Raw genomic sequence first — 21,513 nt, forward strand, 5'->3', positions numbered from 1 at the left:
AACAATGGGGCGATAAAAACAATTCTCAATCACGCCGTTTCATGGTCTCGTTCACAATAATTACAGGGAAACTATCATGATGCCACGTTACAAAGAAAAAGTGCTCTGGCTGATTGTCGCGCTGGTGGGCGCGATGGCCTTTGCCACGCTGGCCTTGCAGCGCGGAGAGCCGGTCAGCGCTGTCTGGCTGGTGGTGGCGGCACTGTCGGTCTATGCCATTGCCTACCGTTTCTATAGCCGATTTATCGCCCAGCGCGTATTGCAACTTGAACCCAATCGCATGACGCCGGCCGAGCGTCACAATGACGGGCTGGATTATGTGCCGACCAATCAGTGGGTCGTGTTCGGCCACCACTTCGCGGCCATTGCCGGAGCCGGCCCGCTGGTGGGGCCGGTGCTGGCGGCTCAGATGGGGTTTCTGCCCGGTACGCTGTGGATTCTGATCGGGGTGATGCTGGCCGGTGCGGTGCAGGACATGCTGATCCTGTTCCTGTCAGTACGGCGCGATGGCAAGTCGCTGGGCGACATGATTCGCCAGGAGCTGGGTCCGGTGCCGGGCATCATCGCCTCTTTCGGCATTCTGATGATCATGGTGATCCTGCTGGCGGTGCTGGCGCTGGTGGTGGTCAAGGCGCTGACTAACAGCCCCTGGGGCACCTTCACCATTGCAGCCACCATCCCGATTGCCCTGTTGATGGGGCTTTACTCGCGCTTTGTCCGTCCGGGCCGGATCGGTGAGGTGTCGCTGGTCGGTCTGCTGCTGCTGTTGCTGGCCATCTGGTTCGGCGGCCATGTGGCCCAGGACCCGACGCTGGGGCCGCTGTTTACCCTGAAGGGCACCACGCTGGCCTGGTGGATGATCGGCTACGGCTTCGTGGCCTCGGTGCTGCCGGTATGGCTGTTGCTGGCGCCGCGCGATTATCTGTCGACCTTCCTCAAGCTGGGCACCATCATTGGTCTGGCCATCGGTATTCTGCTGGTGGCGCCGCAGCTGCAGATGCCGGCGGTCACCCGTTTTGTCGATGGCACCGGCCCGGTATTCGCCGGCAGCCTGTTTCCCTTCCTGTTCATCACGATTGCCTGCGGTGCGGTATCGGGCTTCCATTCGCTGATTGCTTCCGGCACCACGCCGAAGTTGCTGGAAAATGAATCGCAGATTCGTCTGGTGGGCTATGGTGCCATGCTGATGGAGAGCCTGGTGGCGATCATGGCGCTGATTGCCGCCTGCGTGCTGGACCCGGCGGTGTATTTCGCCATGAACAGTCCGGCGGCGCTGATCGGTCACAGTGCGGCCGAGGCGGCGCAGGCGATATCCGCCTGGGGCTTTGTGGTGACGCCGGATGCCCTGAGCCAGATGGCGCACGATGTCGGTGAAACGACCATTTTGTCGCGCGCCGGCGGGGCGCCGACGCTGGCGGTGGGGATGGCCCATATTCTGTCGCGGGTACTGGGCGGACAGGCGATGATGGCGTTCTGGTATCACTTTGCCATTCTGTTCGAGGCGCTGTTCATTCTGACCACGGTGGATGCCGGTACGCGGGTGACGCGTTTCATGATTCAGGATCTTGGCGGCCTGGTGTATGCCCCGATGGCCAATACCGAGTCGTGGCTGGCCAATCTGGTGGCCACCGGGCTGGCAGTCAGCTTCTGGGGCTATTTCCTGTATCAGGGGGTGATTGACCCGCTGGGCGGTATCAATACCCTGTGGCCGTTGTTCGGGATTGCCAATCAGATGCTGGCGGGGATTGCGCTGATTCTGGCCAGTGTGGTGCTGATCAAGATGGGGCGGGCACGTTTTGCCTGGGTCGCCTTGCTGCCGACCGCGGTGTTGCTGGCAGTGACGCTGACGGCGGGCTGGCAGAAGTTGTTCAGTGCCAATCCCAAGATCAGCTTCCTGGCGCATGCCGACAAGTTTTCGGCGGCGCTGGCACAGGGCAAGGTGCTGGCGCCGGCCAAGTCGCTGGCCGAGATGCAGCGGGTGGTTTTCAATGACTATGTCGATGCCACGTTGACCGCCCTGTTTGTGCTGGTGGTGCTGTCGATGGCGCTGTTTGCCCTGCGGGTGGCGCGTCAGTCGCTGGCGGTGAAATGGCCGACGGCACGGGAGACCCCGGCGGTGTATCGTCAGGAGGCTTCCGGTGGCTGAGCGCTGGCGTCATGCCTGGACCTGGCTTTGTCAGATGGCGCGGCTGATGGTGGGCGTGCCGGACTATGAGGCCTATCTGGCGCGGCGCCATCAGGCCGGTAGCCGCCAGCCGCCGCTGAGCCGCGGCGAGTTCGTGCGCCGTTGTGCCGAGCGCCGGCTCGCCGGTCGCGGGCCGGGCAAGTGTTGTTGAGTTGAGCCGGGCTGTCCGTACCCGCCGCCAGTCCTGTGACTGGCGGCTTTGTTTTGTGCGTCGCCTACAGGTCGGCCACCATCAGCCAGTAGCCGCGGGCACGGATGTCGCGCTGGCTGAAGCCGCAGCGGGTGTAGAGGCGAATGGCCGGGTTTTCCGGGTGGACGGTCAGGGCAACCTGACGAATGCCTTGCTCGCGCGCGCTTTGCAGTGCTGCCAGCATCAATGACTGGCCGTAGCCGCGGTGCTGATGGGCCGGCAGCAGGGCGATGCCCAGTTGCGGGACGTCGTCGGCGACATAGGCCAGGCCCTGTCGGTCGGGCACCAGGCGCATCCAGCAGGCGCCGACGGGTTCAGTTTCGCCGGGCAGTTCGCCGACGACACCGATGTCCCCTGCTCGGCCCCAGCCTTCGGCGTAGAGGCGGACGCCCGGAAGTTCGAGGACTTCGCGCGGGCGCAGCGGCGCCGGGGGCGGGTCCCACAGGGCGACATGCAGCCAATCCCAGAGGCGGTTCTGATCGGTCGTCAGCAATGGTCGGATACTGAGCATATTGGGTTTTCCGTGCATGAAATTTATTTCAAATGAATAAAATAACGCACCGGCGCTCCCTTGGCCAGTCTCTGCCTGCGGCTTAACCCAGTAGTCGGGTGATGCCGATATTGATCAGGGCGCCACCGGCAATCAGATAGACAAACAGGACGCCAGCCAACAGCAGCGGCTTGACCCCGGCGCGGCGCATGGCGGAGACATGGGTGGTCAGGCCGAGGGCGGCCATGGCCATGGCCAGCAGCAGGTTGTCGATGAACAGGATGGCGTGATCGAACTGGCGCGGGAATTGCGGCAGCGAGTGCAGCGCCGTCATGACGACGAACAGCACCGCGAACCAGGGAATGGTGATCTTGCCGCTGTGACCCTGTGCGCTTTCACTGCGGGCCATCCAGGCCGACAGGCCGATCAGGAAGGGGGCCAGCAGCATGACGCGGATCATCTTGACGATGACGGCGGCGCTTTCGGCATCCGGCGAGGCGGCACGGGCGGCGGCGACGACCTGAGCGACTTCGTGGATGGTCGAGCCGGTGTAGACGCCAAAGTTGTGGGCATTGCTGCCGAACCATTGCAGTGCCAGCGGGTAGAGCAGGGGGTAGAGGAACATCGAAGCGGTGCCGAACACCACGACGGTGGCGACCGCGACGGCCACTTTTTCGGCGCTGCCGCGTACCACTGGTTCGGTGGCCAGGACGGCAGCGGCACCGCAGATGGAACTGCCGGCCCCAATCAGGATGGCGCTTTTCTTGTCCAGCCCGAACAGCCGGGTGCCCAGCCAGATCGCCAGGGCAAAGGTGCTGCTCAGCACCAGCAGGTCGATCAGCAGGCCGCTGGTGCCGACATTGGCAATGTCCTGCAGGGTCAGGCGACAGCCATAGAGAATGATGCCCAGCCGCAGCAATTGCTGCTTGCCGAAGGTGACGCCGTGATGGCTGTGGTCGGCCAGTTTCGGATACAGGGTATTGCCGAGCAGCATGCCGCCGACAATGGCCAGGGTCAGTGCCGACAGGCCCAGATGGCTGAAGAAGGGCTGGCTGGCCAGATACAGCGAGGCCCCTGCCAGCAGCAGGATCAGTGCCAGGCCGGGGGTCATATTCTTGTTAATCATAACGATAGTCCTGATGCTTATATGGATTGGACTTTACTTGACGTCGTTAAATCAGTAAAACGAATAAAATTACTTAAACTGATTAATAAAATTACTATGTCACTGCGTTTGAGCTTGCGTGAGCTGGAGGTGTTTGTCGCTATCTGTGAGTCGCTGACGGTGACGCGGGCGGCAGAAAGACTGGCGATGACCCAGTCGGCGGCGAGTCAGTCGTTGTCTTCGCTGGAGTCGGCGCTGGGGACGGTGTTGTTTGATCGGGTCGGACGTCGTCTGGTGGCCAATGAGCATGGCAGGTTGCTGTTGCCGCGGGCTCGCGCCATTCTGGATCTGGGGCATGAGGCCCAGACCCTGTTTTCCGGGACGGCGGCGCATTTGCGTCTGGGGGCCAGTACCACGATTGCGAATTATCTGCTGCCGCAACAGATTGCGACCTTTCGCCGCGAGCATCCGGCGGTACGGCTGGAACTGATGGTCGGCAATACGGACGAGATCGTGGCTGCGGTGGCGGCGTTCCAGGTGGATGTCGGGCTGATTGAGGGACCATGCCATCACCCGGAGCTGCTGGTGCAGGTCTGGCGTGACGATGAGTTACTGGTGGTGGTGGGGCCGCAGCATCCGTTTGCTGTGGCCATGCCGGACTGGCAGACCCTGGCGCAGGCAGAGTGGATTTTGCGCGAGCCCGGTTCGGGCACCCGGCAGGAGGTGGAGCGTCTGCTGTTGCCGCAGTTGGGCACGTTTGCGGTGGCGATGGAGCTGGGGGATTCGGAGGCGATCAAGCATTCGGTGGCGGCGGGGCTGGGGGTGAGCTGTCTGCCGCGCAGGGTGGTGGCCGGCGAGCTGGCGCGGGGCGAACTGGTGGCTCTGCCTCTGCCTGTCCTGACACGCAAGCTGTATCGGGTCATGCATCGCGACAAGGTGATGACGCGCGGCATGTCGCAGTTTCTGGCGCAATTGGCGTAGTCCGGACGGCCTCCGCAGACGGAGGCCGCCGTTCAGAGCCAGAAGTCCGTGCGTTGGCGATGGGCCAGCAGCAGCTGGCGGAAAACGTCGGGGTCCTTGGTGTAGGTCAGGCTGCCGGGCATGGGGTGGTGCAGGTCCAGCAGGCGTGAGACCCAGAAGCGCAGTGCTGCCGCGCGCAGCATCAGCGGCCAGGCGCTGCTTTCGGCTGCGCTGAAGGGACGCACGCTCTGATAGCCCTGCAGGAAGGCTCGCGCCAGTCCGGCATCGATGCTGCCGTCGGGCAGGCGAGCCCAGTCGTTGACGGCGATGGCGACATCGTAGATGAGCACATCATTGCAGGCGTAGTAGAAGTCGATGAAGCCGGCAATGCGGTCACCATCCATGAGGACGTTGTCCTTGAACAGGTCGGCATGAATCACGCCACGCGGCAGCGGACTCTGGCGCAGCCCGGCCTGTCGGGCGATTTCGTCGCGCAGCAGCTCGGCGTCGGCAGGAGCCATCAGCGGGTAGAGGGTGTCGGCGGTGCGTTGCCACCAGGCCGGTCCGCGCGGGTTGTCCATCTGCAGTTTGAAGGTGGCGGCGGCACGGTGCTGGCTGGCCAGCATGTCACCGACCGCCCGGCACTGGACGGCACTGGGCGCCTCGACGTCCCGGCCGTTCAGACAGGTGACCAGGCAGGCCGGCTTGCCGGCCAGCATCGAGGTCAGCCGGTCTTGCTGGTCCAGCAGCGGTGCCGGGCAGGCGACGCCATGACGGGCCAGGTGGCTCATCAGCTCCAGGTAGAACGGCAGTTCCGCCAGTTTGAGGGTTTCAAACAGGGTCAGGACGTAGCGGCCGTGCGTGGTATGCACGAAGTAATTGGTGTTGGTGACGCCGGCGGCGATGCCCTCGAACGAGACCAGCTGCAGATTGTATTGTCCGAGCCAGTCACGCAGCGCCGCTTCCTCTACAACGGTAAAAACCGACATGCAACCCCCGTCAGAAGCGGAACAGAACCCAGCGCGGGATGATGATGCGGCGGTTGGGGTCGACCTGGCGCAGATTGCCGCTGCCGTCTTCGTCCACCAGATAGTAGGGCACCCCGATCGACGGGGTGACCTTCACCATATAGAGCTTGCCATTGAGGCGGTACTCTTCGATCTTGTCCTGGCCGCGCTGGATGATGGTGATTTCCGGCTCAGGCTGGGCGCTTTGATCATCGCCGACCTGCGGGGGCGGCGGCGCATCGCTTTTCGACGCCTGGCTGACGGTGGGCGGGGTCGGGGCAGGGGTGTCGGCGGCGTGAGCCAGCACGGGCATCAGCAGCAGGGGCAGCAGCAACAGCTTGTTTTTCATCTTGATCATCCAGATTGGTTTTACAGATTGAGCAACTGTTCGCGCTCTTCCGGCAGCGCTTCGAAACCGCGGGTTTCGTAATGTTTGAAAATGGTCTCGACAATGGTTTCCGGGTCGTCGATCAGCTGGATCAGATCCAGGTCTTCCGGATTGATCATTTTTTCGCTCACCATGCGATCCTTGACCCAGTCGATCAGCCCCTGCCAGAACTCGCTGCAGCACAGGATGATGGGGATGCGCCGGCTCTTGCCGGTCTGCACCAGGGTCAGCGCCTCGAAGGTTTCATCCAGCGTGCCGAAGCCGCCGGGCATGACCACATAGGCAATGGCGTGCTTGACGAACATGACCTTGCGCGAGAAGAAGTGATTGAAGCGCAGGCCGAGATCCTGGTATTCGTTGGGTTTTTGTTCATGCGGCAAGACGATGTTCAAGCCGACCGAGGGGCTTTTGCCATAAAATGCTCCCTTGTTGGCGGCTTCCATGATGCCCGGGCCGCCGCCGGACAATACCGAGAACCCGGCATCCGACAACAGACGGGCGACTTCTTCGGTCTTTTTGTAGTACGGATGGTCGCGCGGGGTGCGTGCACTGCCAAAGATACTGACGGCGGGGGTAATCCCTTGCAGTTCCTCTGCCGACTCGACAAACTCCGACAATATTTTCAATACATGCCAGGCTTCGCGTGAGCGGAATCGCTGCATCATGGCGTAACGGTCACTCGCTTGCGGTAACTTGTCGGACAAACTCATTTTCGTTGCCTTTATGAAAACATTGTTATTGATTGACGGCTCTTCTTATCTGTACCGCGCCTTTCACGCGATGCCCGATTTGCGTTCGAGGGAGGGGCTGCCGACAGGGGCGATCTACGGCATGGTCAATATGCTGCGACGCCTGGAAAAAGAAGTCGAGTTCGATTATAGCGCGTGCATATTTGACGCAAAAGGCAAGACCTTCCGCGACGACATGTACCCCGACTATAAGGCCAATCGGCCTTCTATGCCCGAAGATCTTGCCGCGCAAGTGGCGGCGGTGCACGAGGTAGTGCGTGCGGCGGGCTGGCCGATGCTGGTGGTGCCCGGGGTGGAGGCGGACGATGTGATCGGTACGCTGGCCCGTCAGGCCGAGGCGGCCGGCATGCGGGTGGTGATCTCGACTGGCGACAAGGACATCGCGCAACTGGTGACCCCGCTGGTCACGCTGGTCAATACCATGACCAACGAGAAGCTGGATATCCCCGGGGTGCAGGAGAAGTTTGGCGTGCCGCCGGAGCGCATCATCGACTATCTGACGCTGATCGGCGACAAGGTCGATAATGTGCCGGGCGTGGAGAAGTGCGGCCCGAAGACGGCACTGAAATGGCTGCAGGCTTATGGCACGCTCGACGGGGTGGTGGCGCATGCGGACGAGATCGGCGGCGTGGTCGGCGACAAGTTGCGTGAGGCCCTGCCGCATCTGCCGTTGTCGCGTGAGCTGATCACCATCAAGTGCGATGTTGATCTGCAGACGGACTTGCCCGCCGGGCTGGATGGCTTGTTGCACGGGCAGCCGAACAAGCCGGCGCTGGCCGAGTTGTTCCGCCGCTTCGGTTTCAACAGCTGGTTGCGCGAGATCGAGGGCCAGGCGGAGACGCCGGCCCCGGTGCCACAGGCCACGCTGCAGGAAACCGCGGACCTGTTCGGCAGTCCGGACGACCCGGCTCCGGTCGTGGTCCCGCGTCCCGCCGCGCCGCTCGAACGTCATTACCACACCATCCTGACCCAGGACGAACTGGATGCCTGGCTGCTGACATTGCAACAGGCCGAAGTGGTGTCGCTGGATACCGAGACCACCAGCCTGGACCAGCTGTCTGCCCGCATTGTCGGCATCAGTTTTGCCGTGACTCCGGGGGAAGCGGCCTATCTGCCGCTGGCGCACCGCGCCGCCGGGGTGGCGCAACAGCTGGATCGCGATGCCACGCTGGCCAGGCTCAAGCCCTGGCTGGAGGATGCCGGCAAGAAGAAGCTGGGGCAAAACCTCAAGTACGACCGTCATGTGTTTCTGAATCACGGCATCCGGCTGGCCGGCGTTGTGGATGACACCATGCTGGCTTCTTACGTCATCGAGAGCCATCTGACGCACAATATGGATGATCTGGCCGAGCGCCATCTGGGCGAGCAGACCATCCATTACGAGGACATCTGCGGCAAGGGTGCCAAGCAGATCGGCTTCGATGAAGTCGATCTGGAGACCGCCACCCGCTATGCGGCAGAGGATGCCGATATCACCCTGCGGCTGGACGCGGCGCTCAAGCCGCTGATGGACAGCCGTCAGGCTGATGTCTATCGCCGCATCGAGTTGCCGGTGGCCGAGGTGCTGTTCGACATGGAGCGTACCGGGGTGCTGATCGACCGGCAGAAGCTGGCTGAGCTGAGTCATCAGTTCGGCAGCCGCATGCTTGAGCTGGAGAGCCAGGCTTATGCGCTGGCGGGCCAGCCCTTCAATCTGAATTCCCCCAAGCAGCTGCAGGAAATCCTGTTCGGCAAGCTCGGCATCAGCACCAAGGGGGTGCGCAAGACGCCTTCCGGCGGTTTTTCGACCGATGAGTCGGTGCTGGAAACGCTGGCGCTGGATCATCCGCTGCCCAAGTGTCTGCTGGAATACCGTGGTCTGGCCAAGCTGAAGTCGACCTATACCGATAAGCTGCCGCAGTTGATCCGCGCCGATACCGGCCGGGTGCATACCACCTATGCGCAGGCGGTGGCGGTCACCGGGCGGCTGGCCAGTTCGGATCCCAATCTGCAGAACATCCCGATTCGTTCGGCGGAAGGGCGGCGCGTGCGCGAGGCCTTCATTGCGCCCCCGGGGCATGTGATTGTCAGTGCCGACTATTCGCAGATCGAGTTGCGCATCATGGCGCATGTCTCCGGCGACGAGGGCATGCTCAAGGCCTTTGCCGATGGCGAGGACATTCACCGCGCCACGGCCGCCCAGGTATTCGGTGTGGCGCTGGATCAGGTCAGCAGCGAACAGCGCCGTTACGCAAAGAGCATCAACTTCGGGCTGATTTACGGCATGAGCGCCTTTGGGCTGGCCAGTCAGCTGGAGATCGAACGCAGCGCCGCACAGCAGTTCATCGATCGCTATTTCATGCAGTATCCGCGGGTGGCGGAGTATATGCAGCGTACCCGCGAGCAGGCCAAGCAGCAGGGCTATGTCGAGACGGTCTTCGGGCGACGGCTGTATTTGCCGGATATCCGTTCGAGCAATCCGGGACGGCGCAGCGGGGCGGAGCGCGCGGCGATCAATGCGCCGATGCAGGGCAGTGCCGCCGATCTGATCAAGCTGGCGATGATTGCCGTGCAGAACTGGCTCAGGCAGGACGGGCTGTCCACGCGCCTGGTCATGCAGGTGCATGATGAACTGGTGCTGGAGGTGCCGGAAAGCGAGCAGGCGCTGGTGTGCGAGAAGTTGCCGCAACTGATGGCGGCGGCGGCCGATCTGTCGGTGCCCTTGCTGGCGGAGGTCGGGGTCGGGCCCAACTGGGAAGCGGCGCACTGAGGCAGGGCGGAAACCAAAAAGCCACCGATGATGAAATCGGTGGCTTTTTTGATGGCAGCGAAGGACAGGTCAGGCGCCGGCGCCTTGCTGTGCCAGCAGCGAGCGGCTGCGGGCATAGCCGAAGTACACCACCAGACCGATCAGCAGCCAGACCACGAAGCAAAGCCAGGTCAGGCTGGCCAGTTGCACCATCAGGAACACGCAGAACACGATGGCCAGGACCGGGATGTAGGGCACGCCCGGGCAATGGAACTTGCGTGGCAGATCGGGCTCTCGCTTGCGCAGGATGATCACGGCGATGGAAATCAGCGAGAAGGCGGCCAGGGTGCCGATATTGGCCAGTTCGGCCAGGGTGCCCAGCGGGACCAGCGCGCCGAGGATGGCGATGATGGTGCCGATGATCCAGGTGGCGCGGTAGGGGGTGCGATGCTTCGGATGCACCTCGGAGAACACTTTGGGCAGCAGGCCGTCACGCGACATGGCGAAGGTGATGCGGGTCTGGCCGTAGGTCATCACCAGGATGACGGTGGTCATGCCCAGGATGGCGCCGATATTCACCAGACCGGCGACCCAGTTCAGCCCTGCCACTTCCAGTGCCTTGGAAACCGGGTGGTCGATGCCGGCGAAGTCCGGGTAGTGCACGATGCCGGTCATGATGGCAGCGACGATCACATAAAGGATGGAGCAGATGCCCAGCGACAGGATCACGGCACGCGGCAGATCACGCTCCGGGTTCTTGACCTCTTCGGCGGCACAGGTCACGGCGTCGAAGCCAAGGAAGCTGAAGAACACCACGGCGGCACCGTGGAACACGCCGTTCAGACCATAGGGCAGCATCGGCTGCCAGTTGACCGGCTTGACGTGCCAGACGCCAAGGGCAATGAACAGCAACACCACGGAGACCTTGATGACCACCATGATGTTGTTGACACGCTTGGACTCCTTGATCCCGAAGGCCAGCAGGGCGGTCACCGCCATGGCAATCACGAAGGCCGGCAGGTTGAACAGGCTGTGTACGCCGGGCCGGGCGCCATAGGCCCCGGTCAGCGCATCCGGCAGGTGCAGGCCGAAGCCGGCGATCAGGTTCTGGAAATAGCCTGACCAGCCGACCGTGACGGTGGCTGAGGCCAGCAGGTATTCCAGCAGCAGGTCCCAGCCGATGATCCAGGCTACCAGCTCACCCAGTGTGGCGTAGGCATAGGTATAGGTGGAGCCGGAGACCGGCAGCATCGAGGCGAATTCGGCATAGCACAGGGCGGCGAAACCACAGGCCAGGGCGCCGATCACGAAGGACAACATCAGGCCCGGGCCGGCGATCAGGGCGCCGGTACCGGTCAGCACGAAAATACCGGTGCCGATGATGGCACCGATCCCCAGCATGGTCAGGTCGAAGACCCCCAGTTCCTTTTTCAGGGCCTGGGTGGTTTTACTGAAGTCCAGCATGTCCTGCACATTTTTCTTGCGCATCAAACTCATTGCATCTGTCCCTGGTCAGCCAGCCGTCCTGTCCATCGGGTTGTCTTGTCCCTGTGGGCAGGTATTGTTTTTCATCAGCAGGACGCTGTGAGGGCGACGGCTGGCGATTAGCTAAAAAAATTCGCCGACCCGCACTCTGGGGTGCGGTGACGGCAAGACGAAAGGTTTTAACTGTCGCGTAACAAAAAAGCAACAGAAATCCCTGCCAACTCCGTACTTTGGCGGATGGGTTCAGTGGATTGTTCGCCGCGGGCGATGCCAAATGATTGGTGTTATTACAAGGGCATCGGTGCGTGTTGTTGTCTGGCAGATTTGTGCAATGCGGTAATACCAACGTCAGACACGATCTGAACACAGACAAATCAGACAGCTGTTGATGCAGCACAAGTTACGGGGCAAATGGTTTAGCGATCTCTGATGTGGCTGTCTGACCGGTGTTCACTCGTTGCGCTTTTGCGACAAAACAGCATGTTTTTCTCGAAACAGGTGTTTGAAATAGTGGAATCAACGGAATAAGCATTTCTGATAGAGAAAACGCTGAGTCCTGTTCCGGCGGTTGTCGAGCGCATGTCTGGCGTGACTTCCCTGTCGGGCGCCGTGTCGCCTGTCGTAGCCTCGTGCCGGAGTGCATTGTCGGGAGCGTGTGATGGCGAGGTATTGTCGCGGGGTGACCCTGATCGAGATGTTGCTGGTCATGGCTTTGATGTCGGCCATGTATGCGATGGCGGGGCAGGTTCTGGCGCGGTTGTCCGGGCAGGTCAGGCTGGAGGCCAGTGCGCTGCATGTCTGGAGTGTGTTGGGGCTGGCGCGCAGCGAGGCGCTCTACAGCAACCAGCCGGTGCATGTCTGTGCCTTGCTGATGCGCCGCAACAGCCGGCTCAACAGCTGCCGCGCTCAGCATGGGGCAGAGGGGGAAGCGGAAACCCTGCGTGATGGACTGCTGGTGTTTGCGGACTGGCCGTCGGCGGGCAGTCTGGACAGGCAGCGACCTGCACTGCTGGGGCAATACGATGCCAGGGAGGATCTGCGGGACGGGCAGGTATTGGCGGGTATCCGGCTCAGCGGGCATCAACAGATGGTGAGCGTGCAGCCGACAGGCCGCTATCAGGGCGGGCAGCCCTGCCTGCAGCTGAGTGACCCGCGCAGCGCAGGCTCCCAGATGATCATGGTGACGAGCGGGCTGGGGTTGCCGCAATGGCTTCCCGGCCAGTCTTGCGCGAGGTAGCAGCCGATGAGACGAGATCAGGGGATGGCCTTGCTCGACAGTATATTGGCCATGTGGGCGCTGGCTGTGGGGCTCACCGCTGCCGGACCGGTGCTGCAGCAGACGCGCCATGCGATGGCCGATCATGCGCGGCTGACTCGTGTGCATTGGTGTGCACACAATGTGGCCGAGCGCCTGCTGCAGGCGACAAGGACAGATTTCTCCAGTCAGGGCAAGCGGCCGCTGGCACCGGCATGGTCTCCGGATTGTGTTGAGTTTTATGCGGAAGTCATGAAGCACCGGGGTGGCGGCGATGGGGCCGCGCATCTCGACCTGGGGTTTGCTACCTTGCGTCCATCGCCCAGACCGCATCAGCAGAAGGTGCCGCAGCACATTCCGTTTTCGGCCAGATGGCTGCTGCCGGTGCCGATGCCATGATGCGCGGGTTTAGCCTGCCGGCGCTGCTGCTGGCCATGCTGCTCGGCAGCAGCTGCATCATGCTGGCGCTGACCCGCTACCAGAGCGTGCGACAAGCGGTCCGTCAACTGCAGCAACCGGTGGCCGAGCATCAGGCGATGCGCATTCTGCTGGCTGAATTAGCTCAGGATCTGCAGCAGCATGGCCAGGCAGGCTGTTGGCAAATGGCCCCTCCCGGGCAGACGGGTGACGAATTGTCTCTTGCCTGGGGCGGGCCGGCCTGGCCGATCTGGCATCTTGAAGTGGATCACGAAAGTGGTCAGCTGCAGCACCTCATGCTCAATGAGCAGCATGTTCCCGCTGGTGGCTTGCCCACCCTGCTGTTGGCCAGTTGTACCCGGCTGGATCGCTTGCAGGAAGGACGGGATTTCAGCGTGCAGACCCGGGGGCTGCTGGTGCGGCTGGCTTTGCTGCCGGGGCGGCGCGTGCCGCTGAGCGGTTCGGGGGGGCATCACGTGCCATCTCTGATGCTGATGCCGCTGGTGGAGCGGCGCTATCGCCTGCGGGACGGCATGCTGTGGCGGGATGAGCAGCAGCCACTGCTGCCCCTGCGCGGCTTCTCGTTCCGGCAGGATCAGAACATGTGGCAACTGAAACTTTTGCCGGCTGATGCCAGTCAGCCCGTCTGGCCTTTGGTTGTGGCGTCGCGGCAGCGCGGTATGGCGATGTTGCTGGTGATGGTGCTGATGCTGGCCGGATTGCTGCTGTTGGGCAGTGTGCAGCGGCTGCTGCTCGACGAAGGGCGTCAGATCAACCAGCAGCGGCATTGGCTGCAAAGTCTGTATCTGGCCGAGTATGGCCTGCAGGTGGCCGAGCAGCAGGTACATGGTCTGGCAAGGTTGCCCGGCTATCAGGGCTGGTTTCGGGAGGGGTGCCAGTTTGCGACGAGTGCGCTTGAATGGCGCAAGGGGCTGTGCCTGCCGGCGCAACCGGGCACGACACTTCAGCCGGCATGGCAACGTCGCCATCCCTCTCTCACCCATCCCCGGCTGTTGGGACAGGGGCAGCCCTTTCTGGCCCCTTGCAACCGGCAGGCATGCCGCTCTGTCTCGTTACCGGTCTGGTTCGCCGGCACGCGGCAGGAGACGTCGTATTGTCCTGCCGACCCGCGTATCGGGCCGATCCGCCCCTCGCCCTGCTACCTGGTCGAGTTGCTCGATGCAGAGTTTCGCGGCGGCCTGTTCCGCATCACGGTACGCGCCTGGGGGCACAACAGCCGCAGCAGCACCACACTGCAGAGCTACTATGTGGCACAGGGGGCCGGCGAGCGGTTGAGCTGGCGCCGTCTGTGATGGTGTGCCATGGGCATCAGCGCGGCATGAGCCTGGTGGAGTTGCTGCTGGTGCTTGCCTTGATGCTGGTGTTGGCCGGCTCCGCCATGGGGGTCTGGCGTGCGCAGGTGATTCGTGTCGGGCAGGCAGAAGCGCGGCTGGCGATGATGCAGAGCGCTCGTTATCTGGAGCAGTTGTATGTTCGTCATCAACGCTATGGTCTTGCGCGGGAGGGATCGACCTGGGCACGGCTGCCCGAGCGACATTTGCGCTATTACTATCTGGATTTCGGGGCCCGGCAGGAAGAGATTCCCGGGCGCTATCGCCTGATTGCCCGTCCTCGCTACTTCTGGCTGGGGGATGAGTTTCTGGCGATGGATCAGGATGGGTTGATTGTGGTCTGCCGGCCGGTGGCGGGGGCTCAGTCAGAGGACTGTCAGCCGCGCTGAGTGTTTCCGGAATGCGCTGATGGCATCCAGGGGGGCTGGCTGTATGCTGATTTTCAATATCAAGTGGAGCGTGCGCAACATGCGTGGAATCTGTCATGTCTGCCCGGCCGGGGACGCCGAGCTGCGGGTCCGGGCCCTGGTAGGAGAAGAGCGGGTGTTGGCCCTGGTAGATGATCTGGCCATCGGGCCGCTGGCCGACATCGATCAGTCATCGCCGCAAGCGCGGGTGGCCTTCTGGCAAAACCTGTTTGCCGTATCGCCGCTGGACATCGATTGGCAGTGCGAGCTGCAACGCGATGGCCAGCGGCTGTCTGCGCTGGCGCATGGGGCCGGAGAGGTGGTGATCTGGCATGGCACGCATGCCAGCGAATGGCTCATGAATCTCCGCGTGCATCATTGGCTGCAGGCCTCGCCGGTGCCTGTCAGCGAGGTCTGTGTCGGCGAAACGGGGGTCGAACCGCTGGCGCTAGCCATGCTGGAGGATGCGGGCTGGGCGGCACTACCGACTCGGCGCCGTCTGATTGCCGCCGAAGAGCGCCAGGTGCGCGCTCGTGAGTGGGGGGAGTGGCGGGAGGCTGGCCGGGGTGTGCGTGACTGGCTGGCGGGGAGTCTGCAGGAGCGCCCGCTGAGCTGTCATGACGACTACCTGGTCTCCCTGGCCGGTGCCGCTGCCCGGCCCTTGCCGCGGCTGCTCGGCCAGGCCATGGCTGAAACCGGCCGGTCGGATACATTTTGTTTGTGGCGAGTCAGCTGCTTGCTGGCCGATGGGCGTTTGCGGCTGTTGCAAGGCAATCTGGCGCAGTGGCAGCAGGCCATCGTCCTGGCCGGATAAAAAAAAGCGGCAGGGGAAAACCCCTGCCGAAGGTAGTCATCTCTCTCTCGATGGTCGATGACTCAATCAATCAATGTGCGCCGCTGCTGTCAGCACTGCCGGGCTTGAACGGCGGTTTGGCAAACCACACCACCACCGTCAGTGCAATGAACAGCCAGCCGGAGAACCAGAACACTTCATTCGAGCCGAGCAGATAGCCTTGCCGGGTGATTTCCTGTGCCGTCATGGCCGCCTGCTGCTGGCTGGAAAGCCCGAGATTGCCCAGCCAGCCAAACCACTGGTTGGCGGTCTGGTCAAACACGCTGATGTGCTGGGTGAGAATCTCGTGGTGGGTGGCCTCGCGACGATCCCACATGGTGGTGGTGATCGAGGCGCCAATACTGCCGGCCAGTACGCGCATGAAGTTGGACAGGCTGGATGCGCTGGCAATCTGGTCTGGTCTCAATCCCGCCAGCGAAATGGTGGTCAGCGGCATGAAGAAGCAGGCCACGCCAATCCCCTGGACAAACTGTGGCCATACCACGTAGCCGAAGTCCATGTTGGGGGCGAAAGTACTGCGCCAGAAGAAGCAGCCTGCATAGACCAGGAAGCTCAGTGTCACCAGGGCCCGCATGTCGACGCGATGGGCGTTTTTGCCGATCACGGGCGACAGGATCACCGGCAGGATGCCGATCGGGGCGGCGGCGAGGCCGGCCCAGGTGGCGGTGTAGCCCAGCTGGGTCTGCAGTACCAGCGGCAGCAGCACGATGGTGCCGAAGTAGATCAGGTAGCCCACCGAGACGCCGGTCACGCCCACCGTGAAGTTGCGTGACTTGAACAGCGACAGATCGACAATCGGATGATCATCGGTCAGCTCCCAGATCACCAGGAAGGTCAGTGCCACCACGGCGACCACGGCGAGAATCACGATCTCGGTGGAGTTGAACCAGTCCAGTTCCTTGCCCTGATCCAGCATCACCTGCAGGCTGCCCACACCAACCGCCAGCAGCATCAGGCCGACACGGTCGATGGGCAGGTTGATGGTCGGGGTTTCCCGGTCATGCAGCTGTTTCCACGATACCCAGATGGCAAAGGCGCCGACCGGAATGTTGATGAAGAAGATCCATCCCCAGTGCCAGTTGTCGCTGATCACGCCGCCGAGAATCGGGCCGAAGATCGGTGCCACGATGACGGTCATGGACCACAGTGCAAGCGCCATGCCCTTCTTCTCGTTGGGGTAGCAGGCCAGCAGCAGGCTTTGTGACAGCGGAATCATCGGCCCTGCCACCGCGCCTTGCAGCACGCGGAAGAAGATCAGCATGTTCAGGCTGACGGAAATGCCGCACAGCCAGGAGGCGATCACGAACAGCATGGTCGAGGCCAGGAACAGCTTGACCTCGCCGAAGCGCTTGGCCAGCCAGCCGGTCAGCGGGATCGAGATGGCGTTGGCCACCCCGAATGAGGTGATTACCCAGGTTCCCTGGGAGGTCGCCGCGCCGAGGTTGCCGGAAATGGTCGGCAGTGCCACGTTGGCAATCGTGGTGTCCAGCACCTGCATGAATGTGGCCAGCGACATGGCCAGCGTAATCCAGAACAGGCGCGCACCGTGCAGTGGTGGGTTCGGCATTGCCGTTCCTTACTGGGCGTTGGCTGCAAGCAGTTGCTTGATCAGCGCATCAGCCTGCTTGAGATCCGGGGTCAGGACGCGGGTTTCCTGCGGCGAGGTGGTCGCCGGCGTTTCCGGCAGGACCGGGCCAGACTGATCGCGTGTCGAGACTTCGACGTTCATCGACAGGCCGACACGCAGCGGATGCTCGCGCAGTTCCTTCGGGTCCAGGGCAATACGCACCGGAACACGCTGTACCACCTTGATCCAGTTGCCGGTGGCGTTCTGTGCCGGCAACAGGGAGAAGGCGCTACCGGTACCGGCCGACAGGCCGGCCACCTTGCCGTGATAGGTGAAGCGGCTGCCATACAGGTCAGAGGTCAGTTCCACCTGTTGCCCGATGCGGATTTTGTCCAGCTGCACTTCCTTGAAGTTGGCATCGACCCAGACATTTTCCAGCGGCACGATGGCCATCAGCGGCGAGCCGGCGGCAACACGCTGACCCAGTTGTACATTGCGGCGGGCGATGAAACCGGCCACCGGTGCCTTCACCTGGGTGCGGTGCAGCGCCAGCCAGGCTTCGCGCAGGGTATTGGCGGCGGCCTGAACGCGCGGTTGCTGTTCGATACGGTCATTGCCCAGCAGGTCGTTGGTGCCTTGATGTTGTTCGATGCTGGCATCCAGGGCGGCCTGGGCAGCGGCGACAGCGTCACGGGCATGCGACAGTTCTTCCTGGGAGATGGCCTCGGTGCCGGCCAGCATCTGGCGGCGCTTCAGGTCTTCCTGAGCGCGGGCCAGATCGGTTTTGCGAGCGGCGATCTGTGCTTCGAGCTGGCGCGAGCTGGTCATCAGCTGGCGTGTCTCACGTACCGCCTGGATGAAGGCCTGACGCGCCTTGTCGAAGTTGATCTGGGCATCATTGACATCCAGCTGAACCACGGTCTGGCCGGCCTCGACACGGTCGGTATCTTCGCTGCTGATCTTGACGACAGTGCCACCGATTTCCGGTGTCAATTGCATCATGTGGCCGGAGACGTACGCGTCATCGGTACTTTCTTCAAAGCGCAATACGGTGCCCCAGTACACGCCATAGACAATGGCGACGGCGGCAAACACACCGCTGGCGATGATCAGGTTACGCTTGCGACTCTGGGCTTTTTTCTGTTGTGCATCCATCTTGATTCAATCCTTAGCGGGTAGCGGGGGAGGCGGTCATGCCGCCGCCCATGGCGGTGTTCAGGTTGGCCCAGGCCAGTCTGGCGGCGGCTTGCGCTTCCAGATGCGTCCCTTCCTGTACCAGCAGGTTGTCCTGACTGTCGAGTACTTCCAGCTTGCCGGCCATGCCGGCGTTCATGCGCAGCTGCATGGCGGCCGCCAGTTTGCGGCTGGCGCTGAAACCTCGCTGGGCATCCGCCAGTTGTGCGTTGGCCTGTTTGGCATTGGTCAAGGCATCAGCCGCATCCTTCAGACCATTGAGTACAGTCTGGTTGTAGCGGTCAACAGCCTGGTCATAGCGCGATTGTTCGATGCGCAGATTGGCGCGCAGCTGGCCGGAGTGGAAGATCGGCAGCGAGATGGCCGGCTGGAAGTCGACGATTTTCGAGCTGCGCTCGAACAGCGTGCTGTATTCCAGCGAGTTCAGACCAATCAGACCGCTGATGCTGATGTCCGGGTAGAACTGACGCTCGGCAACTTTGACGTTTTCTTCCATTGAGGTGACGGTTTCGCGCTGGCTGGCGATGTCGGGGCGGCGGCCCAGCAGATCGGTGGTCAGTCGTGCCTCGTTCATGGCCGGGGTGTTGCCCAGCTCGGTCGGCGTGAACTGATCCAGCGCCGTCGGGCCCTGACCGGTCAGCGCGGCCAGGGCATGGCGCGTGCGCTGGATCTCGGCGGAAATCCCGGCATTCTGAGCCTGCAGGCCGGCCATGCTTTGCTCAACCATGTGCAGGTTGTCGGCACTCATCAGACCGGCATTGACGCGGGCACGCATCAGTTGCAGTCGGGTCTGGGCCAGTTGCAGACGGGCGCGGTTGATGCGCAGCTGGTCGAACTCGCGTTGCAGGGCAGTGTATTGACCGATGACCGCATTGGTCAGGGTCAGCTGTGCCTGCTGCATTTCATAGGCCGCTGCACGGGCCTGGCCGAGTGCTGCATTGGTGCGGGCGCGGTTTTTGCCCCAGAAGTCCAGCTCCCAGGCGGCATTGAGCGACAGCGTGTAGGCGTTGAAGTAGCTGCCGCCTACCGGTGGCGGGAACAGGCCGTTGGCCGAGTAGAGCTGACGGTCACGCGATGCATGTGCGTCAACTTGCGGGCCGAGCGTACTCTCGCTCAGGCCAACCGCAGCACGGGCTTCGCCCAGACGATCGGCGGCCAGCTTCATGGATGGCGACTGAGCCAGCGCCTGTTCAATCAGTTGGTCCAGCCGGGCATCGTGCAAATCATGCCACCAACCCGCTTGCGGACCCTGGCCGGGTTCTTGCGACAAGGCCAATTGCTGTGTCGTCAGGGTGGTGGACGGTGTGTGTTCCGGCCCGAAGCTGGCGCAGCCGCTCAGCATCGAGGTCAGAACCAGCAGGCTAAGCCCCTGCTGCCATGGGTGTCGATTCACCGTTGGGTCTCCATTGGTTTTCTAATAATTAGTCTCATGATAATAACCATGGTTACTATTAGAGTAAATGCAAAATGCATTATCCGCCGAGGCTGGATAACAGCTTTCGCATCAAGGTTTCGAGCTGATCCTTTTCGTCCTGGCTGAAGTCTTGCCATTGCGACTGCATGTGATGACGGGTGACCGGGATCATGCTCTCGACAAACTGTTCGCCAGCCGCCGTCAGCTTCAGGCGAACCTTGCGGCGATCTTCGGCGCAGACTTCTCGTTCGACCCAGCCGTGGCGCACCATCTCGTCCGAAACACGGGTGGCATTGGTGCGGGAAAAATCCAATGCATCGCTGATTTCCGACGGGTAGAGCATCTGGCTGGGACGGGAGTACAGCGCTATCAGTGCAATCCAGATCGTATCGTTGATGCCATAGGGGCGCAGGGCCTCGTTGAGGTGACCGGAAAGCCGGGCCGTAACGTGGCAGAACAAACGATTGAGCAAAACCTCCTGACGCGAGGAGGCGCCGGGCAGTCGTTGACCGACGGCATCGATGGCTTGCTCAACTTGCTGGAATGAACTTTTCATAAGCAGGATAATAGTCACTATAGTTACTATTCGTCAAGTGACTATTAGCTTTGCTTGGTAAATGCCTTTGGCGTGGTCGATTCAAGCCGATAACAGCGTCAGGACATTTTCCGGTGGCCGTCCAATGACCGCGCGGGTTTCGCTTGCCGCGATCGGCCGCTCCATCAGGCGCGGATGCTCGATCATGACCCGGATCAGGTGTTTGCTTTCCAGTGTGACGTCATCCAGATGCAGTTCGGCATACTCGGGTTCCTTGCGACGCAGCAGTGCGCGGGCATCCATTTCCAGCAGGGAGAGCAGCTGTGCCAGCTCGGCTTCCTGCAGCGGATGTTTGAGGTAGTCGATGATCTCCAGCTCGACATGCTTTTCTTGCAGCAGCTGCAGCGCCTCGCGGGACTTGGAGCAGCGTGGATTGTGATAGAAGCGGATCATGGTCGGCCTGACGGGGTGTCCTTCAGTTCATTCGAATCAATAGCATATCACCCGCATCCTGCTGAACAAGTGCCTGCAAGTATTTTTTCGGCCCGAACGCCTTGCCGGGCGGGGGTTTCTGACAGGCTGACATGGCTAAGTGACGACGAAGATGATTGCGACAGGTGATTATCTGTGTGAGAATGATTCTCATAACCATTATCGTTTACCCTTCATTTCTGATCGGAGTCACCATGTCTCATACCCTGCGCGCCGTTGCTGCCCTGTCCGTGCTGTCCCTGTCTCTGCCGGTGCTGGCCAAGGAGTACCCGGTGGGCAAGCCGCAAGTCGTCAATCACATGGAGATCGGCGCGGTGTACCTGCAGCCCGTCAAGATGGAGCCGGAAGGCATGATGCTGGCGGCAGAGAAGTCGGATGTCCATCTGGAGGCCGATATTCATGCCACCAAGGGCAATCCGAACGGCTTTGGCGAAGGCGAGTGGGTGCCTTATCTGAACATCCGTTACGAACTGACCAAGGTGGGCGGCAAGACCATCAAGGGTGATTTCATGCCCATGGTGGCCAATGATGGCCCGCACTATGGCGACAACGTCAAGCTGATGGGCCCGGGCCAGTACAAGCTGAAGTACATCATCTCCGCGCCGAATGCCGATCATGCCAGTCATTTCGGCCGTCATACCGACAAGGAAACCGGCGTGGCGCCGTGGTTCAAGCCGTTCGAAGTAAATTACAGCTTCACCTATGCCGGCATTGGCAAGAAGGGTGGCTACTGAAATCGT

The 21,513-nt window shown here is 61.9% G+C and carries 21 protein-coding genes; 10 read left to right on the forward strand and 11 right to left on the reverse strand.

Features of this window, described 5'->3' with window-relative positions:
• Positions 1-79: 79 nt before the first annotated feature.
• The gene (locus AACH39_RS13290) at positions 80-2,146 is read left to right on the forward strand and encodes a carbon starvation CstA family protein (RefSeq protein WP_338621279.1); all 2,067 of its coding nucleotides are present in this window, start codon (positions 80-82) and stop codon (positions 2,144-2,146) included.
• Entirely contained in the window at positions 2,139-2,336 is a 198-nt protein-coding gene (locus AACH39_RS13295; RefSeq protein ID WP_338620331.1) for a CstA-like transporter-associated (seleno)protein, read from the forward strand. The genes AACH39_RS13290 and AACH39_RS13295 overlap by 8 nt, the downstream gene beginning before the upstream one ends.
• A gap of 64 nt (positions 2,337-2,400) precedes the next feature.
• Here the strand turns inward: AACH39_RS13295 and AACH39_RS13300 are convergent, their stop codons facing one another.
• A complete protein-coding gene (locus tag AACH39_RS13300) occupies positions 2,401-2,886 on the reverse strand; it encodes a GNAT family N-acetyltransferase (protein ID WP_215778809.1) in 486 nt (161 codons plus the stop codon).
• Positions 2,887-2,968: 82 nt separating this feature from the next.
• Complete coding sequence (locus AACH39_RS13305) at positions 2,969-3,991, reverse strand: YeiH family putative sulfate export transporter (RefSeq protein ID WP_338620332.1); 1,023 nt, start codon at positions 3,989-3,991, stop codon at positions 2,969-2,971.
• Positions 3,992-4,087: 96 nt separating this feature from the next.
• Here AACH39_RS13305 and AACH39_RS13310 point away from each other — a divergent pair, with 96 nt between their 5' ends.
• Positions 4,088-4,951, forward strand: a complete 864-nt coding sequence (locus tag AACH39_RS13310) for a LysR family transcriptional regulator (RefSeq protein ID WP_215778805.1) — start codon at positions 4,088-4,090, stop codon at positions 4,949-4,951.
• A 32-nt stretch (positions 4,952-4,983) separates the two neighbouring features.
• Here AACH39_RS13310 and AACH39_RS13315 read toward each other — a convergent pair whose 3' ends face one another.
• From AACH39_RS13315 to AACH39_RS13325, 3 genes are read right to left on the reverse strand one after another with little or no spacing between them, the layout of a single operon-like run.
• A complete protein-coding gene (locus AACH39_RS13315) occupies positions 4,984-5,919 on the reverse strand; it encodes a homoserine kinase (RefSeq protein WP_338620333.1) in 936 nt (311 codons plus the stop codon).
• A 10-nt stretch (positions 5,920-5,929) separates the two neighbouring features.
• The gene (locus AACH39_RS13320; protein ID WP_252346109.1) at positions 5,930-6,286 is read right to left on the reverse strand and encodes a DUF2782 domain-containing protein; all 357 of its coding nucleotides are present in this window, start codon (positions 6,284-6,286) and stop codon (positions 5,930-5,932) included.
• Positions 6,287-6,306: 20 nt separating this feature from the next.
• Positions 6,307-7,035 (reverse strand): TIGR00730 family Rossman fold protein, encoded by a 729-nt coding sequence (locus AACH39_RS13325; RefSeq protein ID WP_215778798.1) that lies wholly within the window; start codon positions 7,033-7,035, stop codon positions 6,307-6,309.
• A 13-nt stretch (positions 7,036-7,048) separates the two neighbouring features.
• Between AACH39_RS13325 and polA the strand changes: the two genes are divergently transcribed.
• A complete protein-coding gene (gene polA, locus AACH39_RS13330) occupies positions 7,049-9,823 on the forward strand; it encodes a DNA polymerase I (protein WP_338620335.1) in 2,775 nt (924 codons plus the stop codon).
• Between the two features lie 69 nt (positions 9,824-9,892).
• On the opposite strand, the gene AACH39_RS13335 is transcribed toward polA, so the two are convergent.
• Positions 9,893-11,299 carry an amino acid permease gene (locus AACH39_RS13335; RefSeq protein ID WP_215778793.1) on the reverse strand — a complete coding sequence of 469 codons (1,407 nt, stop codon included), beginning with the start codon at positions 11,297-11,299 and terminating at the stop codon, positions 9,893-9,895.
• A 646-nt stretch (positions 11,300-11,945) separates the two neighbouring features.
• On the opposite strand from AACH39_RS13335, the gene AACH39_RS13340 reads away from it, so the two are divergent.
• From AACH39_RS13340 to AACH39_RS13360, 5 genes are all read left to right on the forward strand, one after another.
• Positions 11,946-12,524, forward strand: coding sequence for a prepilin-type N-terminal cleavage/methylation domain-containing protein (locus tag AACH39_RS13340; protein ID WP_215782745.1), 579 nt, complete (start codon positions 11,946-11,948; stop codon positions 12,522-12,524).
• Between the two features lie 6 nt (positions 12,525-12,530).
• Complete coding sequence (locus AACH39_RS13345; protein ID WP_215778790.1) at positions 12,531-12,941, forward strand: hypothetical protein; 411 nt, start codon at positions 12,531-12,533, stop codon at positions 12,939-12,941.
• The gene (locus tag AACH39_RS13350; protein ID WP_215778788.1) at positions 12,938-14,272 is read left to right on the forward strand and encodes a pilus assembly protein; all 1,335 of its coding nucleotides are present in this window, start codon (positions 12,938-12,940) and stop codon (positions 14,270-14,272) included. Before AACH39_RS13345 ends, AACH39_RS13350 begins: the two co-directional genes overlap by 4 nt.
• Positions 14,272-14,700 (forward strand): prepilin-type N-terminal cleavage/methylation domain-containing protein, encoded by a 429-nt coding sequence (locus AACH39_RS13355; RefSeq protein WP_252346243.1) that lies wholly within the window; start codon positions 14,272-14,274, stop codon positions 14,698-14,700. Before AACH39_RS13350 ends, AACH39_RS13355 begins: the two co-directional genes overlap by 1 nt.
• 79 nt (positions 14,701-14,779) lie before the next feature.
• Positions 14,780-15,532, forward strand: a complete 753-nt coding sequence (locus AACH39_RS13360) for a DUF1835 domain-containing protein (RefSeq protein WP_338620338.1) — start codon at positions 14,780-14,782, stop codon at positions 15,530-15,532.
• Between the two features lie 70 nt (positions 15,533-15,602).
• Here the strand turns inward: AACH39_RS13360 and AACH39_RS13365 are convergent, their stop codons facing one another.
• From AACH39_RS13365 to arsC, 5 genes are all read right to left on the reverse strand, one after another.
• Positions 15,603-17,138 carry a DHA2 family efflux MFS transporter permease subunit gene (locus AACH39_RS13365; protein ID WP_338620339.1) on the reverse strand — a complete coding sequence of 512 codons (1,536 nt, stop codon included), beginning with the start codon at positions 17,136-17,138 and terminating at the stop codon, positions 15,603-15,605.
• Positions 17,139-17,147: 9 nt separating this feature from the next.
• Entirely contained in the window at positions 17,148-18,293 is a 1,146-nt protein-coding gene (locus AACH39_RS13370) for an HlyD family efflux transporter periplasmic adaptor subunit (RefSeq protein WP_215778779.1), read from the reverse strand.
• A gap of 13 nt (positions 18,294-18,306) precedes the next feature.
• Positions 18,307-19,725, reverse strand: a complete 1,419-nt coding sequence (locus AACH39_RS13375; protein WP_252346108.1) for an efflux transporter outer membrane subunit — start codon at positions 19,723-19,725, stop codon at positions 18,307-18,309.
• Between the two features lie 79 nt (positions 19,726-19,804).
• A complete protein-coding gene (locus tag AACH39_RS13380) occupies positions 19,805-20,302 on the reverse strand; it encodes a MarR family transcriptional regulator (RefSeq protein WP_215778777.1) in 498 nt (165 codons plus the stop codon).
• An 81-nt stretch (positions 20,303-20,383) separates the two neighbouring features.
• A complete protein-coding gene (gene arsC, locus AACH39_RS13385) occupies positions 20,384-20,734 on the reverse strand; it encodes an arsenate reductase (glutaredoxin) (protein WP_215778774.1) in 351 nt (116 codons plus the stop codon).
• A 245-nt stretch (positions 20,735-20,979) separates the two neighbouring features.
• On the opposite strand from arsC, the gene AACH39_RS13390 reads away from it, so the two are divergent.
• Complete coding sequence (locus AACH39_RS13390) at positions 20,980-21,507, forward strand: iron transporter (RefSeq protein ID WP_338621280.1); 528 nt, start codon at positions 20,980-20,982, stop codon at positions 21,505-21,507.
• The last annotated feature ends 6 nt before the right edge of the window (positions 21,508-21,513 follow it).

This window comes from Paludibacterium flexuosum, assembly GCF_037076605.1.
In the GTDB taxonomy this organism is placed as follows: domain Bacteria; phylum Pseudomonadota; class Gammaproteobacteria; order Burkholderiales; family Chromobacteriaceae; genus Paludibacterium.